This is a genomic window from Pseudomonas sp. GD03862 (assembly GCF_029840855.1).
Taxonomy (GTDB): Bacteria; Pseudomonadota; Gammaproteobacteria; order Pseudomonadales; family Pseudomonadaceae; genus Aquipseudomonas; species Aquipseudomonas alloputida.
This window is the reverse complement of record NZ_JAOCDI010000073.1, coordinates 1-16,742: the sequence shown is the minus strand read 5'-3', so window position 1 is coordinate 16,742 and position 16,742 is coordinate 1. Positions and strand designations below refer to the sequence as shown.

Below are 16,742 nucleotides of genomic sequence, written 5' to 3'. Positions count from 1 at the left end.
GCGAATACGGTAGCGGCGGCAACGGTGAACGGCTGGTGGTAATTGGCCAGCAGGCCCGGCCCATTCGCGGGTGAACCCGCTCCTACAACAGCCTGTGCGCGTCCATCGTAGGAGCGGGTTTACCCGCGAATACGGTAGCGGCGGCAACGGTGAACGGCTGGTGAAATTGGCCAGCAGGGCCGGCCCTTTCGCGGGTGAACCCGCTCCTACGGGGGGCGCGCAAGCCCTTGAGGAACGACAGAGCTGTTGCTTCCCAAGGGATTAATAGCGGCGGTCTTCGATTACAAATGGCTTGGCTGCAGGCCTGTTGCGCACTGCCGCCGGTGTACCATCCAGTACCAGTGCATAATCGTTCTGCTTGTCCATCCCCTCCGGATCGGTCCATTGCTCGTCTCTGGCCGCAACCTGGGCAACCACATGGCCGTTCTTGATAATGGTCAGATAACCCTTGGCGTTACTGTTCCAGCGTAGCCGTCCTTTGTTTTCATCGGCCCGCGCCTTGCGCACGCCGGTATCACCCAGTAAAGGCGTGCCGTCCAATAGCCATTCCGGCTGCAGCTTGAGGCCCATGTGGCGCAGCACCGTGGGCGCTACCGAGGTCTGCGCGGGAAGCCCGTACAGACCGCCGGGCCCAGGCATTTCCACAGGAATGCTCAGCTCGGTCAGTTCCTGATTCAACGGTTTGTTGCTGGCGATGAAGATGCTCTTTTCCTGCTCCGAAGCGCCGCCATGGCCTTTGCCCCAATAGTCCCGGCCATGGTTGGTACTGACGAGTACCAGCCAGTCTTCCTGTGGGAACATGCGACGCCGCTGGTCTACCTTGTCCAACAGCCGCCCGATCTCGCTGTCGGCCTTGCGCAACGCCTGCGCATAGCGCTCACCATAACCCCTGTGATGGCCAATCTGGTCAGGTTCGTCCAGTTGAATGAACGTGAAATCAGCGGGTGTGTCGCCGAGGATCTGCAACGTTCGTTCAATCACTTGTTCATCTGGCAAACCACTTTCGCGTACATCGGCGCCATGGGCGTCCTCCAGCAGAAATGCCGTGTTGATGGGCGACCAGTTGACGATGCTGGAGAGGTAGGCATTGGGGTAGGCCAGGCGTAGCCGCTTGAACAGGCTAGGAAACGCCGGGTTTACCCGTTGCGAGTCGTCGTCCGATTCAACGCCATGCTTGTCGCTCCACACGCCGGTCAGCAAAGTGATCCAGCCTGGGCCACTCAAGGTGGGTTGCTCGCTGGCTTTACCATTGATCCCCCCGGCGTAAGCCTTGCCGTAGTGCAGCCGCTGTTTCAGGTTGGTCGCATCGCCCAATTGCAGGTACTGCTGCAATTGCACGCCGTCAAGGCCGATGAGCAAGGTTTTAGGGCGGCTCGGGTGCCGGGCCGGGTCACAGCCCGGCTGCAGGGCCAGGAACAGCAATAACAGCAAACTTGCCAGTCGCATGGGGTCGCATCCTTGAAAGCACGCAACGAGCGTTGCAACAAAGTGGCATGCCCACAACTGGCAGAAATACCAGGTGGTTTACCTCTTTGCCTGCAATCCAGTAAGCTGCATCAATTCGTCGGATGATTGGTTGAGTGGCATGAATACAGAGCTGACCAAGCGCTCCCTGGTGGAGTTGGCGGTAGAGCGCATGCGCGAATGCATCGTGCTGGGCGATTGGCAGGTCGGTCAGCGCCTGCCTACCGAGCCAGAGCTTGCCTTGCAGCTGGGCATCAGCCGCAACACCGTGCGTGAGGCCATGCGCGTGCTGGCGTTCAGTGGCCTGGTGGAAATTCGCCAGGGCGACGGCAGCTACCTGCGCACTGCCCAGGACCCGCTGCAGGCGGTGCACGCGATGTCCCGGTGTACGCCCGAGCAGGCCCGTGAAACCCGCCATATTCTCGAGGCGGAGGCCGTCGGGCTGGCGGCCTTGCGCCGTACCGATGCCGACCTGCAAGCGCTACGGGATGCCCTGGAAGGCAGTGCCGGGCATTTTCACGGCGATGTCGATGCCTATGTGGCCTGCGACCTGGTGTTCCACCAGCGGCTGGTCGATGCCGCCCACAACCCGGCATTAAGCGAGCTTTACCGTTACTTTTCCGGGGTCGTGGCTGCCGCGCTGCAACACAATATGGCCACCGTTCCGCGCTGCCAGGCCACGTTCGACTTGCATGGACAGATCCTCGACGCCATCGAGCAACGTGACGCTGAACGGGCCAAGCGCCTGACCCGTATCCTCATTGAATCCTGAGACCGAGAAGGCCATGGCTGAATCCATCACCCGTAATTCCCCGTCGAACGAGCGGGATCTCGATGAGCTGCTGATCGACGCTGAAGCTGACGACGAACAGGTCCAGCAGCAGGCTGTGGTGTTGCGGCGGCCCTGGCTGTTGCTGCTGGGCCTGGTGCTGGTGGCTTTGAACCTGCGCCCGGCATTGTCGAGCATGGCGCCGGTGCTGGGCCAAGTATCTGAAGGCTTGGGGCTGAATGCTTCACAGGCTGGCTTGCTGACCACCTTGCCGGTGCTCTGCCTTGGCCTGTTTGCTCCCTTGGCGCCGTTGCTGGCGCGGCGCTTTGGCAGCGAGCGAGTGATTCTTGGCATCCTCCTCACTCTGGCACTTGGCCTTGTGGTACGAAGTACCTTTGGGGCAATCGGGGTGTTCCTCGGCAGCCTGATGGCGGGGGCCAGCATCGGCATTATCGGCGTATTGTTACCCGGTATCGTCAAGCGCGACTTTCCACAGCACGCTGGCACGCTGACCGGTGTATACACCATGGCGTTATGCCTGGGCGCGGCCATGGCCGCAGGTGCCACCGTACCTTTGGCCCAGCATTTCGACGGCAGCTGGGCACTGGGGTTGGGCTTCTGGGTGCTGCCGGCTTTGCTGGCCATACTGGTGTGGCTGCCACAGGCCCGTCAGGGGCATGGCCTGCACAAGGTGGCCTATCGCGTGCGAGGCTTGTGGCGTGACCCACTGGCCTGGCAGGTGACCCTGTATATGGGCCTGCAGTCATCACTGGCTTACATCGTGTTCGGTTGGTTGCCATCGATCCTGATCGGCCGCGGCCTCACCCCGACCGAGGCAGGGTTGGTGCTGTCAGGGTCGGTAATCGTGCAGTTGATCAGTTCGCTCAGCGCCCCCTGGGTGGCCACCCGCGGCAAGGACCAGCGGCTGGCAATCGTGGTGGTCATGTCGGGCACGCTGGCGGGGCTGTTCGGTTGCCTGTATGCGCCACTTTCCGGACTGTGGGGGTGGGCCATTGTGCTGGGCCTGGGGCAGGGCGGTACCTTTGCCCTGGCGCTGACCTTGATCGTGCTGCGCTCGAAGGACGCCCACGTGGCGGCGAACTTGTCGAGCATGGCCCAAGGGGTGGGTTATACCCTGGCCTCGATGGGGCCTTTTGCGGTGGGGCTGGTGCATGACCTGACCGGCGGCTGGACGGCACTGGGTTGGATTTTTGCGGTGCTGGGCGTTGGCGCCGTGGTGTTCGGGCTGGGTGCCGGGCGGGCGTTGCATGTGCAGGTGACCTGCGAAAAAGTCTGAGGCCTGTTTTAGCAGTCCCGTCCTCGTGCCTGCCAAGAGGGCGGGACTGGCATAAGCCACCGGGGCAGATTATCGTGCAGTTTTCGAACCTAGGACGGACCAGCCCCCAATGAGCGATGCCAACCGCGCCCTGATCACCCGTTTCTACCAGGCTTTCCAGCGCCTGGATGCCGACGCCATGCTGGCCTGCTACAGCGACGATATCGTTTTCAGCGACCCGGTGTTCGGCACCCTGCGCGGCAAGGACGCAGGCGATATGTGGCGGATGCTCACCACCCGCGCCAAGAACTTCACCCTGACATTCGACAGCATACGCGCAGATGAGCACAGTGGCAGCGCGCACTGGGTGGCTACCTACCTGTTCAGCCAGACCGGCCGTGTTGTGGTCAACGATATCCAGGCACGCTTTGTCATTCGTGATGGGCTGATTTGCCAGCATGACGACACCTTTGACCTGTGGCGCTGGTCGCGGCAAGCGTTGGGTGTTCCTGGAATGCTGCTGGGGTGGTCGCCGCTGATGCAGAACAAGGTCCGCCTGCAGGCATTCAAGGGGTTGCGCGCATTCCAGCAGGCCCAGGGTGAGTGAAGTCGTCGAACCTGCAATGGGTAAGCCCTGGTTTGTCTATCTGGTAAGGGCTGCCAATGGCTCGTTGTATTGCGGCATCAGCGATGACCCGCAGCGTCGGTTCGCCGCGCATCAGAAAGGGCAGGGCGCCCGCTATTTCAAGACCAGCCCGGCCCAGGCGCTGGTGTATGTGGAGCAGTGGCCGGACAAGAGCGCGGCGCTGCGCCAGGAGCGGTTGGTGAAACGGCTGCGCAAGTCGGCGAAGGAGGCACTGGTGGCCTCCTTTGGCGGCTTGGGGGAAATCAGTCCTTGCGGCGCTTCAGCTGATCCACCAAGGTTGTCGGCAGCCCCTTGATGATCAAGGTCCCCGCCGCTTCGTCATACTCCACCTTGTCCCCCAGCAAATGTGCCTCGAAGCTGATCGACAGCCCCTCGGCACGCCCGGTGAAACGGCGGAACTGGTTGAGGGTGCGTTTGTCAGCAGGAATTTCCGGCGACAGGCCGTAGTCCTTGTTGCGGATGTGGTCGTAGAACGCTTTGGGGCGGTCCTCGTCGATCAGGCTGGACAGCTCTTCGAGCGTCACCGGCTCGCCCAGCTTGGTCTGGGTGGTGGCGTACTCGACCAGGGTCTGGGTCTTTTCGCGGGCGGATTCTTCCGGCAGGTCTTCGCTTTCGACGAAATCGCTGAAGGCCTTGAGCAGGGTGCGGGTTTCGCCCGGGCCGTCGACGCCTTCCTGGCAGCCGATGAAGTCGCGGAAGTAATCCGACACCTTCTTGCCGTTCTTGCCCTTGATGAACGAAATATACTGCCTGGAGTTCTGGTTGTTCTTCCACTCCGACAGGTTGATGCGTGCTGCCAGGTGCAGTTGGCCAAGGTCGAGGTGACGGGAAGGGGTCACGTCGAGCTGGGCATTCACCGCCACGCCTTCGCTATGGTGCAGCAGGGCGATCGCCAGGTACTCGGTCATGCCTTGCTGATAGTGGGCAAACAGGATGTGGCCGCCGGTGGACAGGTTGGACTCTTCCATCAGCTTCTGCAGATGCTCGACAGCCACGCGGCTGAAGGCGGTGAAGTCTTTTTCTTCATCCAGGTACTGCTTCAGCCAGCCGCTCAGCGGGTAGGCGCCCGATTCGCCGTGGAAAAAGCCCCAGGCCTTGCCTTGCTTGGCGTTGTAGCTGTCATTGAGGTCGGCCAGGAGGTTTTCGATGGCATCGGAGGCAGCCAGTTCGGAGTCGCGAGCATGCAGTACGGCGGGGCTGCCATCGGGCTTTTTGTCGATCAGGTGAACGATGCAATGACGGATTGGCATGGAATTCTCGGCGAGCTGCAAAAGTTGCCAAGTTTAACCTAGACCTGAGGTGATGCAGTGGCCGTATGTTGGCAGATATGTCGGTTGTTCGTTTTTTGTTCAATTTTGTGTGTTTTCAGCTGAAACCCCCGAAAAACCTGCATTTAATCAAAGTGCGAAGCGGATATTTATCCATTCATGTGGTAGTTTTGCGCGGTCTTGCGCCCCTCGTGTGCGCATTGCTGGCAGCAAGCTTTCGTCGTGTCGAACCAAACGCCGATTTTCGTATCTACATACGCAATTGGCGCGGCCCTCCATTTCAAGGGGCTGGCCCGATAACGTCGTAGTCCGCTGCTTAACCATCGAATTTGATAGGGAAGGAACACCACCATGGCATTGACCAAAGACCAACTGATTGCCGACATCGCCGAATCGATCGCCGCGCCAAAAGCCACCGCCAAGAACGCTCTGGAGCAACTGGGCCAGATCGTTGCTGACCAACTGGAAAACGGCGCTGAAATCACTCTGCCAGGCATCGGCAAGCTGAAAGTCTCCGAGCGTCCTGCCCGTACCGGCCGCAACCCTTCGACTGGCGCTGCCATCGAAATCGCTGCCAAGAAAGTCGTCAAGTTCGTTCCAGCCAAAGTGCTGACCGACGCCATCAACAAGTAATTGTTGCTTTGACGAAACCGCGCCCGGCTTGCCCGGGCGCGGTTTTTTCATGCCTGTGATTTACGCTGGGCGTGCCAGGCTTGGCGTGCGGCGTCGTCAAGGAAGCTCCAGGCGACCATGCGGCTCTGTTTCTGCCCCTGGCCCATCTCAATGATGCGTACGGCCTTGGCGCCGGACTTCTTCAACGCGGCTTCGATGCCCGGCAGGTTGCTGGCCTTGGACACCAGGCTGGTGAACCAAAGTACCCGTTCGGCGTACTGCACGCTTTCGCCGATCAGCTGGGTGACAAAGCGGATTTCGCCACCCTCGCACCACAGTTCATTGTTCTGGCCACCGAAGTTCAGCACGGGCAGCTTGCGTTTGGGGTCCTGTTTGCCGAGGTTCTTCCATTTGCGCTGGCTGCCGCGGGTGGCTTCGTCGCGTGAGGCATGGAAGGGCGGGTTGCACAGGGTCAGGTCGAAGCGTTCGCCCTCCTGCAGCAGGCCGCTGAGGATGTGCGCTCGGTTGGCCTGCTGGCGCAGGGTAATGGCTTTGCCCAGGCCATTGGCCTGGACGATAGCCTTGGCCGAGGCCAGCGCCACCGGGTCGATGTCCGAACCGAGGAAGCGCCAGCGGTAGTCACTGTAGCCCAGCAGTGGATAGATGCAGTTGGCCCCCACGCCGATGTCCAGCGCGCGCACTTGGGCACCCCTTGGGACGTCGCCGGCATTGTCATCGGCCAACAGATCGGCGGCTACGTGGATGTAGTCGGCACGGCCAGGAATGGGCGGGCACAGGTAATCGGCTGGGATGTCCCAGTGCTGGATGCCGTACTGGGCCTTGAGCAGTGCACGGTTGAACACGCGGACGGCTTCGGGGTTGGCAAAGTCGATGCTGGGCTTGCCGTGGGGGTTGGTGATGGTGAAACGGGCCAGATCAGGGTGGGCCTTGATCAGGCTGGGGAAGTCGTAGCGACCCTGGTGGCGGTTGCGCGGGTGCAGGGTGGGTTTGTTCGGGGTCATGGCAGTGTCCAGCCCTATACGAGCGGTGGCTTGAAGACCCTGGAGCTGCTACGCAGCCCTTTTGCGACACAAGGCCGCTCCCACAGGAGGGTGGCGCCTTGAAGGTTGGCGCCGTCCTGTGGGAGCGGCCTTGTGTCGCGAAAGGGCCGTGCAGCGGCCCCAACGGTCTCTCTAGTGATTACAGCGCTGCAATCCGCGCATGCTGCTCGGTGAAGTTGGCCAGGGCCTGTTCGGACTCGGCCAGCTTGGCGCGTTCCTTCTCGATCACCGCAGGCGGGGCCTTGTCGACGAAGGCTGCGTTGGACAGCTTGCCGCCAACACGTTGCACTTCACCTTGCAGACGCTGGATTTCCTTGTTCAGGCGCGCCAGCTCGGCATCCTTGTCGATCAGCCCGGCCATTGGCACCAGCACTTGCAGGTCACCTACCAGGGCGGTAGCGGACAGCGGCGCTTCGTCGGCATCACCCAGTACGGTGAACGACTCGACCTTGGCCAGCTTCTTCAGCAGCGCTTCGTTTTCCTGCAGGCGGCGCTGGTCGTCGGCGTTGGCGTTCTTCAGGAACAGCGGCAGCGGCTTGCCGGGGCCGATGTTCATTTCGGCGCGGATATTGCGCAGGCCGACCATCAACTCTTTCAGCCACTCGATGTCGCCTTCGGCAGCGGCGTCAATGCGTGCTTCGTTGGCCACTGGCCATGGCTGCAGCATGATGGTCTTGCCGTCGATGCCGGCCAGCGGCGCGATGCGCTGCCAGATTTCTTCGGTGATGAACGGCATGAACGGATGCGCAAGACGCAGTGCCACTTCCAGTACGCGCACCAGGGTGCGGCGAGTGCCGCGGGCGCGCTCTACCGGGGCATTTTCGTCCCACAGTACCGGTTTGGACAGCTCCAGGTACCAGTCGCAGTACTGGTTCCAGATGAACTCGTACAGCGCCTGGCTGGCCAGGTCGAAGCGGAACTGCTCCAGCTGGCGGGTTACTTCGGCTTCGGTACGCTGAAGCTGCGAGATGATCCAGCGGTCGGCCAGCGACAGCTCGTAGGCTTCGCCGTTCTGGCCGCAGTCTTCGCCCTTGTCCAGGACGTAGCGGGCAGCGTTCCAGATCTTGTTGCAGAAGTTGCGGTAGCCTTCGACGCGGCCCATGTCGAACTTGATGTCGCGGCCTGTCGAGGCCAGCGAGCAGAAGGTGAAGCGCAGGGCGTCGGTGCCGTAGCTGGCAATACCTTCGGGGAACTCGGCCTTGGTCTGCTTGGCGATCTTCTCGGCAAGCTTGGGCTGCATCATGCCGCTGGTGCGTTTTTCCAGCAGGGCGTCGAGGGTAATGCCGTCGACGATGTCCAGCGGGTCCAGCACGTTGCCCTTGGACTTGGACATCTTCTGGCCCTGGCCGTCACGTACCAGGCCGTGCACGTACACGGTCTTGAACGGTACCTGCGGGGTGCCATCTTCATTCTTGATCAGGTGCATGGTCAGCATGATCATGCGCGCAACCCAGAAGAAGATGATGTCGAAGCCAGTCACCAGCACGTCGGTGGAATGGAACTTCTTGAGGAATTCGGTCTGTTCCGGCCAGCCCAGGGTGGAGAATGTCCACAGGCCCGAGCTGAACCAGGTGTCGAGTACGTCGTCATCCTGACGCAGGACCACGTCGGCGCCCAGCTTGTGCTTGGCGCGCACTTCTTCCTCGTTGCGGCCAACGTAGACCTGGCCGGCCTCGTCGTACCACGCAGGAATGCGGTGGCCCCACCACAGTTGGCGGCTGATGCACCAGTCCTGGATATCGCGCATCCAGGAGAAGTACATGTTCTCGTATTGCTTGGGCACGAACTGGATGCGGCCATCTTCCACGGCGGCGATGGCAGGCTCTGCCAGCGGCTTGGTGGAAACGTACCACTGGTCGGTCAGCCACGGCTCGATGACCGTGCCGGAGCGGTCGCCTTTCGGCACTTTCAGGGCGTGGTCGTCGATGCTGACCAGCAGGCCCTGGGCGTCCAGGTCGGCGACGATCTGCTTGCGCGCGACAAAGCGGTCAAGGTTGGCGTACTGGGCCGGCAGTTGGGTGTCGACCTGCTCGTTAACGCTGCCGTCGAGATTGAAGGCCTGGGCGCTGGCCAGCACGAAGGCGTTCTTGTCGAAGATGTTCAGCAGTGGCAGGTTGTGACGCTTGCCGACTTCGTAGTCGTTGAAGTCGTGGGCCGGGGTGATCTTCACGCAACCGGTACCGAACTCGGGGTCGCAGTAGTCATCGGCGATGATCGGGATGCGGCGGCCGACCAATGGCAGTTCGACGAATTTGCCGATCAGTGCCTGGTAGCGTTCGTCGTTCGGGTTGACGGCCACGGCAGCGTCACCCAGCAGGGTTTCCGGACGCGTGGTGGCAACTACCAGGTAGTCCTGGCCTTCGGCGGTCTTGGCGCCGTCGGCCAGCGGGTAGCGCAGGTTCCACAGGTGGCCTTTCTCGTCGTGGTTTTCCACTTCGAGGTCGGAGATGGCCGTGTGCAGCTTGGTATCCCAGTTGACCAGGCGCTTGCCGCGGTAGATAAGGCCGTCTTCATGCAGGCGCACGAACGCTTCTTTTACCGCTTCGGAGAGGCCGTCGTCCATGGTGAAGCGCTCGCGGCTCCAGTCAACCGACGAGCCCAGGCGGCGAATCTGGCGGCTGATGTTGCCACCGGACTGATCCTTCCATTCCCAGACTTTTTCCAGGAACTTTTCGCGGCCCAGGTCATGACGGTTCTGGCCTTTGGCTTCAAGTTGGCGCTCGACCAGCATCTGCGTGGCGATACCCGCGTGATCGGTGCCTGGCTGCCACAGGGTGTCGCGGCCTTGCATGCGGCGGAAACGGATCAGGGCGTCCATGATCGCGTTGTTGAACCCGTGGCCCATGTGCAGGCTGCCGGTTACGTTCGGCGGCGGGATCATGATGGTGTAGGACTCGCCTGCACCTTGTGGAGCGAAATAGTTCTCGGACTCCCAGGTGTTGTACCAGGAAGTTTCGATTGCGTGCGGCTGGTAGGTCTTATCCATGCGCGGCGGGACCCTGTGCATTTATTCGGGAAAGCCGGGAAGTATAACCAAGCTGGGGGCCGCAGGCGACACCGTTGCCGGTTCTACTCGGAACGCTTGATCAGCCGCTCGATCCGCGCATCCAGCCGGCGCTTGATTTCGTTCTCGATATGCGGGGTAAAGTCGTTGATCACGTCCTGCATGATCATCTGCGCTGCGGCGCGCAGCTCGCTTTCCAGGTGCAGCAGGGTGTCCTGGCGGCGGGTCTGCGGGTCGTCCTCGGGCTCGGCAGCTACCGGTTCGGCGGGTGCCGCGGGGTCGCTGGCGGCTTCGTCCAGCAGCAACGGAATCTGCTCTACCGTCTCGGTGAGCAGTGGCGGTTGCAGGTCGGCGTCGCCAAGCAGCTGACGGATCGACTCGAGGTCATCGAGCAGATGGGCGGAATCGGGCAAAGGGGAGGGCTTGTCCATCGTCGTCAAAGTCGCTGTAAGCGGTGGTCTTGCAGAGCATAGCCCTGTTCGCGGTAGAAACGGAATCGCTCACGGGCTGATTGGCGGATAGCCGGCTCTTCAACAACGATTTCGGCCACCCGCTCGAACTGCCCGACAAAACCCGGCACGCTGGCGCCGAGGTTGATCAGCAGACCGTGGTGCTCGCCGGCGTTGTCAGCCAGGCCCAGAACCACGTCAGCATCGGCATGCACCTCGGCGAGGTCGTGGGGCACGAAGGCCTCGCCCTTGAAGCGCCACAGGCGTTGGTCCAGTTCACTGCGCTGTTCGGCATCCTGGCAGTGCAGATAGACCCGGTGGCCGAGGCGCCAGGCCTTCTCGCACAGCTTGCAGGCGAAATCGAGCCGCGCCGACAGCGAGTCGGTGGGCAGAATGTAGAAGTCGACTTTGCTCATGGTGGGAATCGCCGGCCGGTGGCGCGCAAGGCACCACCGGCTTCACGGCTTCAGGCGCCAGCGCGGTCCAGCAGGTACTGGGTCAGCAGAGGTACCGGGCGGCCAGTGGCGCCTTTGTCCTTGCCGCCACTGACCCAGGCGGTACCGGCAATGTCCATGTGCGCCCAGTTGTAGGCTTTGGCGAAGCGCGACAGGAAGCAACCCGCGGTGATCGTACCGGCCTTCGGCCCACCGATGTTGCCCATGTCGGCGAACGGGCTGTCCAGTTGCTCCTGGTATTCCTCGAACAGCGGCAACTGCCAGGCACGGTCGTCGGCGCGCTTGCCGGCATCGAGCAACTGCCCGACCAGGTCGTCGTTATTGCCCATCAGGCCGGAGGTGTGGCTGCCCAGGGCGACGATGCAGGCGCCGGTCAGGGTGGCGATGTCGATGACCGCCTGCGGCTTGAAGCGCTCGGCGTAGGTCAGGGTGTCGCACAGCACCAGGCGGCCTTCAGCGTCGGTGTTGAGGATTTCCACGGTCTGGCCGCTCATGGTGGTGACGATGTCACCTGGGCGGGTGGCGCCGCCGCTTGGCATGTTCTCGGCGCAGGCCAGCAGGCACACCAGGTTGATCGGCAGTTGCAGCTCGAGCACTGCACGCAGGGTGCCGAACACGCTGGCGGCGCCGCACATGTCGTACTTCATTTCATCCATGCCGGCGCCTGGCTTGAGGCTGATGCCGCCGGTGTCGAAGGTAATGCCTTTACCCACCAGCACGAATGGCTTGTCGGCCTTTTTACCGCCCTGGTAATTGAGCACGATCAGGCGTGGCGGCTGGTCGCTGCCCTGGCCCACGGCGTAGAACGCGCCCATGCCCAGGTCCTTGATCTTTTTCTCGTCCAGCACTTCAACCTTGAGGGCCTTGTGCGCCTTGCCCAGCTCCTTCGCCTGTTCGGCCAGGTAGCTTGGGTGGCAAAGGTTGGGCGGCAGGTTGCCGAGGTCGCGGGTGAAGGCCATGCCGCTGGCGATGGCGCTGGCATGCTTGACCGCACGCTCGACTTCGGCCTGGCCGGCTTTGTCGGCCAGCAAGGTGACCTTTTTCAGCGCGCGCGGCTCGGCTTTCTGGCTTTTGAAGCGGCCGAACACATATTCGCCGTCCAGCAGGGTTTCGGCCAGCAGGCGGTACTTGCCGTAATGGGCGTCGCGGTTGCTGACCGCGATATCGTCCAGGGCCAGTACTGCGTCAGCGCCGTTCAGGCCCTTGAGCACGCCAGCGACACTGGCCACCAGTTTGCGCCAGGCGCGGTCGCCCAGGGCTTCTTCCTTGCCGCTGCCCACCAGCAGCACGCGCTCGGCCTTCAGGCCCGGAAGGTTCTGTAGCAGCAGGGTCTGGCCCGGCTTGCCGGCCAGGTCGCCGCGCTTGAGCACGGCGCTGATGGCGCCTTCGCTAGCCTGGTCGACAGCCTGGGCAACAGCGCCGAGCTTGCGGTTTTCACCTACCGGAAGGACCAGTGTGGCGGTTTTTACGGATGCAGCAGCTACGCTTTTTACAACCAGTTCCATGTCAGGATCCCCGAATGATCGATACGTATGGCGCTGTGTGTTCCAGCGCTCTGGACGGGCCTGGCCGCGTCGTCGCGCACCAGCGGAAAAGCTGCCAGTTTGAGCCTGTGGCAAGCGTGCTGACAACCCCGATGTGCGCCTTCGTACGCGGCCAAGTGACAGGGGCGGTCAATCACAGGATAATGCGCGCACTTTACATGGAGGTTCGCCTTTGGCGAACCGGCATTGGTCTTGGATGTACTAAGTCATTGTTTGGCGCCATTGCATGGCAGTCCGCCCTGACAACCCAGGAGTGTCTGGTTTGATCGTCTTTCGTTATCTGTCCCGCGAGGTCCTGGTCACCTTGAGCGCCGTCAGCGCTGTGCTGTTGGTGATCATCATGAGCGGGCGCTTCATCAAGTACCTGGCCCAGGCTGCCCAGGGCGTGCTCGACCCGGGCGTGTTGTTCCTGATTATGGGCTTCCGCTTGCCAGGCTTCCTGCAACTGATTCTGCCTCTGGGGCTGTTCCTCGGCATCCTCCTGGCTTACGGGCGCCTGTACCTGGAAAGCGAGATGACCGTGCTGTCGGCCACTGGCATGAGCCAGCAGCGCCTGCTGGGCATGACCATGGCGCCGGCTGCCCTGGTTGCCCTGCTGGTGGCCTGGCTGAGCCTGAGCCTGGCCCCCCTGGGCGTTGCCCAGGTGCAGCAGATCATCAGCCAGCAGGATGCCCTGACCGAGTTCGACACCTTGGTGCCGGGCCGCTTCCAGACCTTGCGTGATGGCTCGCGGGTAACCTATACCGAGCAACTGTCGGATGACCGCATCAACCTGGGCGGGGTGTTCATCTCCGAGAAGCGCTTCAACCAGGACAAGACCAAGGACCGCGCCCCCTCGGTGCTGGTTGCCGAGAAAGGCCACCAGGAAATCCAGGCCGACGGCAACCGCTACCTGGTGCTGGAAAACGGTTACCGCTACGACGGCAACCCGGGCCAGGCCGACTACCGCGCCATCAAGTACGACACTTACGGCGTGCTGCTGCCCAAGCCGGAAGTCGCCGAGGAAGTGACCGAGCGCGAAGCGCTTCCCACCTCCGAACTGATCGGCAAGGAGGGCCTGCGTGAGCGCGCCGAGCTGCAATGGCGGTTGTCGCTGCCGATCCTGGTGTTCGTCGTCACCCTGCTGGCGGTGCCACTGTCGCGGGTCAACCCGCGCCAGGGCCGCTTCCTCAAGCTGCTGCCGGCAATTCTTCTGTACATGGCCTACCTGACAATGCTGATTTCCGTACGCGGCGCCCTCGAGAAGGGCAAACTGCCGATCGCCCTGGGCATGTGGTGGGTCCACGGCCTGTTCCTGCTGATCGGCCTTGGCCTGATGTACTGGGAGCCGCTGCGCCTCAAACGTGCCGCCCGCCGTGCGGAGGTGGCCCATGGCTAAGCTCGATCGCTACATCGGCCAGAGCGTGCTGCTGGCCATCCTGGCCGTGCTGGGGATCATCCTCGGCCTGGCTTCGCTTTTCGCCTTCATCGATGAAATGGGCGACCTGAGTGACACCTACACGGTGATGGAAGCGGGCAACTTTGTCCTGCTTACCGCACCTCGGCGGCTGTATGAAATGCTGCCAATGGCCGCCCTGATCGGTTGCCTGATCGGCCTGGGCAGTCTGGCCAGCAGCAGCGAGCTGACCATCATGCGTGCGGCCGGCGTGTCCATTGGCCGTATCGTCTGGGCGGTGATGAAGCCGATGCTGGTGCTGATGCTGGTGGGGCTGCTGATTGGCGAATATGTGGCACCGGTGACCGAGAACAAGGCCCAGGCCGACCGTTCCCTGGCCCAGGGTGGTGGTGAAGCACAAAGCTCCAAACGTGGCATGTGGCACCGCCAGGGCGAGGAGTACGTGCACATCAACGCCGTACAGCCCGATGGCCTGCTGCTGGGCGTGACCCGCTACCGCTTCGACAGCGAGCGCAAGATTGTCACCTCGAGCTTTGCCCGCCGTGCGCAGTACCAGAACGACCACTGGCTGCTCGCCGATGTGCGTACCACCTACTTCCGTGGCGACCACACCGAGGTGGTCAATGCGCCGGAGGAGCGCTGGGATGTTTCGCTCACGCCAGAACTGCTCAATACCGTGATCCTCGCGCCGGAGTCGCTTTCGATTACCGGGTTGTGGGATTACATCCACTACTTGTCTGATCAGGGCCTGAACAACTCCCGCTACTGGCTGGCGTTCTGGACCAAGGTGCTGCAGCCGATGGTAACGGCGGCCCTGGTGCTGATGGCGATCTCGTTCATCTTTGGCCCGCTGCGTTCGGTAACCCTTGGTCAGCGCGTGTTCACGGGTGTACTGGTGGGCTTTGTGTTTCGCATTGGCCAGGATCTGCTTGGGCCTTCGAGCCAGGTATTCGGCTTCCCGCCACTGCTGGCGGTGGTGATACCGGCGGGCATCTGTGCCTTGGCCGGTGTGTGGTTGTTGCGCCGGGCAGGGTAATAGCCTGAGCTGCACAAGAAAGCCGACCGCAGGGTCGGCTTTTTCGTGGGTGTTGATCTGGCCCGGCCTCTTCGCGGGTAAGCCCGCGCCTACAGGTACCGCGCAGGCATCAGGAAAGGGCCCGAAGGCAACTCCAATCCTCTGGCTTATTTCTTCTGTTTCGGCACCCGCACCAGCTGGCTTTCCGAATAGATGTCATGCCAACCGCGCTTGCGCTTGTCGATCAGCACCCAGAAAAAACCCAGCCCCAGGCACAGCCACGAGGCGATCGACACGACGAACCGCAACAGCGCCTGCCACAGGCTGATGGCCGAGCCATCGGCATTCTGCACCCGAACGCCCCATACCTGCATACCCAGCGTCTGCCCGCCGTGGGTCCAGAACTTGGCAAAGAAGCCGAACAGGGCAAACAGCAATACCGTAGACAGCAATGGGTCGCCATCCAGTGCGCCGGCCTCGGTCAGCTCGCGCATGCGTGCTTCGCCGATGATCGACATCTGAATCATCTTGTAGGCGCCGGCGGTCACGATCAGCAGTGCGGTGCACAGTAAAAAGTCATAGAACATCGCTGCCAGGCGCCGGCCCAGGCCGACCGGTGGAAAATCCCCCTGGGGAGTGAGTAGAGGCTTGGACATGCAGGACGCTCCAAAAGACGAGCCCACTATTCTACGGGCAAAAAAAAGCCCCTGCACTTGGCAGGGGCTTTTCAAAGTCTGGCGCTGGATCAGACAGGTTGAACCTTGTCAGCCTGCATGCCTTTCTGGCCTTGGACTGCTTCGAAGGTGACTTGCTGGCCTTCTTTCAGGCTCTTGAAGCCGTTGCCTTCGATAGCGCGGAAGTGAACGAAGAGATCCGGACCGCTTTCTGGGGTGATGAAGCCGTAACCTTTTTCGTCATTGAACCACTTGACGGTACCCTTCTGACGCTCAGCCATTGTCTTATTTCCTATGAAACTTAAATTTTGATGACAGTTACTTTCGCACTTTTTTGTAAGCGAAAGATTACTGGGCTGGGTTGCAGGAAGTAAGAGACGTCGAACGGGTTGTAGCAAATCTCGGCTACTGGCCCAGGTCACGAACTGTTGCGACCCATGCAAACACAGTGCAGTGACTCTACGCCAACTCCCGAGCGAAAAACAAGCCCTTGGTCGTATGGAAAACTGGCGGCTTGCCGATAACCGACCGATTTGTCGGAAACGGCATGGCGCCTGGCCTGGCGCCATGTTCAAAAGTTATTGGGCAGGTTCGAAAACGAATATGTCTACGCTGCCCAAAACCTTCACAAAGCCGTTTCAGCCACGGTAGTAACGTGGTGTCACGAAAGGCATTTTACTGACTTTCAAGGCCACCTTCTTTCCACGCACCACGGCAAACAGTGCGGTGTCGAGTGCAGCATGTTCACTATCGATATAACCCATGGCGACAGGGGCAGCGAGTGTCGGGCCAAAGCCCCCGCTGCACACTTTACCCACCGGTTTATCGTTTGCGTCGACAATGTCCGCACCTTCACGAACAGGCGTACGCTCCTGCGGCAACAGGCCGACACGTTTGCGCGCAACACCATCGCGCACGTGGGCGAAGATCGCCTCGGCACCCGGGAAGCCGGCAGCACGTGCACCGTCGGCACGGCGCACCTTGGAAATTGCCCACAGCAGGCTGGCTTCGATCGGCGTAGTCTCGCTGTTCATGTCGTGGCCATACAGGCACAGGCCAGCTTCCAGGCGCAGCGAGTCGCGTGCGCCCAAGCCGATCGGCTGTACTTC

At 61.7% G+C, this 16,742-nt stretch carries 17 protein-coding genes; 7 read left to right on the top strand and 10 right to left on the bottom strand.

Going from position 1 to position 16,742, the window contains the following annotated elements; translation table 11 throughout:
• Nucleotides 1-261: 261 nt before the first annotated feature.
• Nucleotides 262-1,446 (bottom strand): alkaline phosphatase family protein, encoded by a 1,185-nt coding sequence (locus tag N5D53_RS26545; RefSeq protein WP_190869665.1) that lies wholly within the window; start codon nt 1,444-1,446, stop codon nt 262-264.
• A 139-nt stretch (nt 1,447-1,585) separates the two neighbouring features.
• Here N5D53_RS26545 and N5D53_RS26540 point away from each other — a divergent pair, with 139 nt between their 5' ends.
• From N5D53_RS26540 to N5D53_RS26525, 4 genes are all read left to right on the top strand, one after another.
• Nucleotides 1,586-2,236, top strand: a complete 651-nt coding sequence (locus tag N5D53_RS26540) for a FadR/GntR family transcriptional regulator (protein ID WP_010952159.1) — start codon at nt 1,586-1,588, stop codon at nt 2,234-2,236.
• Between the two features lie 13 nt (nt 2,237-2,249).
• A complete protein-coding gene (locus N5D53_RS26535) occupies nt 2,250-3,530 on the top strand; it encodes a CynX/NimT family MFS transporter (protein WP_190869664.1) in 1,281 nt (426 codons plus the stop codon).
• Nucleotides 3,531-3,639: 109 nt separating this feature from the next.
• A complete protein-coding gene (locus N5D53_RS26530; RefSeq protein ID WP_010952161.1) occupies nt 3,640-4,116 on the top strand; it encodes a nuclear transport factor 2 family protein in 477 nt (158 codons plus the stop codon).
• Nucleotides 4,109-4,450 carry a GIY-YIG nuclease family protein gene (locus N5D53_RS26525; RefSeq protein WP_049586473.1) on the top strand — a complete coding sequence of 114 codons (342 nt, stop codon included), beginning with the start codon at nt 4,109-4,111 and terminating at the stop codon, nt 4,448-4,450. The genes N5D53_RS26530 and N5D53_RS26525 overlap by 8 nt, the downstream gene beginning before the upstream one ends.
• Here N5D53_RS26525 and yejK read toward each other — a convergent pair.
• Nucleotides 4,398-5,405 carry a nucleoid-associated protein YejK gene (yejK, locus tag N5D53_RS26520; protein ID WP_010952163.1) on the bottom strand — a complete coding sequence of 336 codons (1,008 nt, stop codon included), beginning with the start codon at nt 5,403-5,405 and terminating at the stop codon, nt 4,398-4,400. The two genes, N5D53_RS26525 and yejK, sit on opposite strands and share 53 nt — an antisense overlap.
• Before the next feature lie 369 nt (nt 5,406-5,774).
• Here yejK and N5D53_RS26515 point away from each other — a divergent pair, with 369 nt between their 5' ends.
• Entirely contained in the window at nt 5,775-6,056 is a 282-nt protein-coding gene (locus tag N5D53_RS26515) for an HU family DNA-binding protein (protein WP_003255106.1), read from the top strand.
• A 47-nt stretch (nt 6,057-6,103) separates the two neighbouring features.
• Here the strand turns inward: N5D53_RS26515 and rlmF are convergent, their stop codons facing one another.
• From rlmF to N5D53_RS26490, 5 genes are all read right to left on the bottom strand, one after another.
• The gene (gene rlmF, locus N5D53_RS26510) at nt 6,104-7,057 is read right to left on the bottom strand and encodes a 23S rRNA (adenine(1618)-N(6))-methyltransferase RlmF (protein WP_010952165.1); all 954 of its coding nucleotides are present in this window, start codon (nt 7,055-7,057) and stop codon (nt 6,104-6,106) included.
• A 178-nt stretch (nt 7,058-7,235) separates the two neighbouring features.
• Nucleotides 7,236-10,082: a valine--tRNA ligase gene (locus tag N5D53_RS26505; RefSeq protein ID WP_003255103.1), complete on the bottom strand. Its 2,847-nt coding sequence runs from the start codon at nt 10,080-10,082 to the stop codon at nt 7,236-7,238.
• A gap of 83 nt (nt 10,083-10,165) precedes the next feature.
• A complete protein-coding gene (locus N5D53_RS26500) occupies nt 10,166-10,531 on the bottom strand; it encodes a hypothetical protein (RefSeq protein ID WP_003255102.1) in 366 nt (121 codons plus the stop codon).
• Nucleotides 10,532-10,536: 5 nt separating this feature from the next.
• Nucleotides 10,537-10,965 carry a DNA polymerase III subunit chi gene (locus N5D53_RS26495; RefSeq protein ID WP_010952168.1) on the bottom strand — a complete coding sequence of 143 codons (429 nt, stop codon included), beginning with the start codon at nt 10,963-10,965 and terminating at the stop codon, nt 10,537-10,539.
• 50 nt (nt 10,966-11,015) lie between these two features.
• A complete protein-coding gene (locus N5D53_RS26490; RefSeq protein WP_279841068.1) occupies nt 11,016-12,509 on the bottom strand; it encodes a leucyl aminopeptidase in 1,494 nt (497 codons plus the stop codon).
• A gap of 301 nt (nt 12,510-12,810) precedes the next feature.
• On the opposite strand from N5D53_RS26490, the gene lptF reads away from it, so the two are divergent.
• Nucleotides 12,811-13,926 (top strand): LPS export ABC transporter permease LptF, encoded by a 1,116-nt coding sequence (gene lptF / locus N5D53_RS26485; protein WP_004575655.1) that lies wholly within the window; start codon nt 12,811-12,813, stop codon nt 13,924-13,926.
• The gene (gene lptG / locus N5D53_RS26480; RefSeq protein ID WP_010952171.1) at nt 13,919-14,980 is read left to right on the top strand and encodes an LPS export ABC transporter permease LptG; all 1,062 of its coding nucleotides are present in this window, start codon (nt 13,919-13,921) and stop codon (nt 14,978-14,980) included. The genes lptF and lptG overlap by 8 nt, the downstream gene beginning before the upstream one ends.
• A 146-nt stretch (nt 14,981-15,126) precedes the next feature.
• Here the strand turns inward: lptG and N5D53_RS26475 are convergent, their stop codons facing one another.
• The 3 genes from N5D53_RS26475 to N5D53_RS26465 all read right to left on the bottom strand — a co-directional run.
• A complete protein-coding gene (locus N5D53_RS26475; protein ID WP_003255094.1) occupies nt 15,127-15,615 on the bottom strand; it encodes an RDD family protein in 489 nt (162 codons plus the stop codon).
• 89 nt (nt 15,616-15,704) lie between these two features.
• A complete protein-coding gene (locus N5D53_RS26470; protein ID WP_014589840.1) occupies nt 15,705-15,914 on the bottom strand; it encodes a cold-shock protein in 210 nt (69 codons plus the stop codon).
• A gap of 357 nt (nt 15,915-16,271) precedes the next feature.
• On the bottom strand, nt 16,272-16,742 hold a 471-nt coding region (locus N5D53_RS26465), incomplete at its 5' end, for a glycine cleavage T C-terminal barrel domain-containing protein (RefSeq protein WP_279841066.1).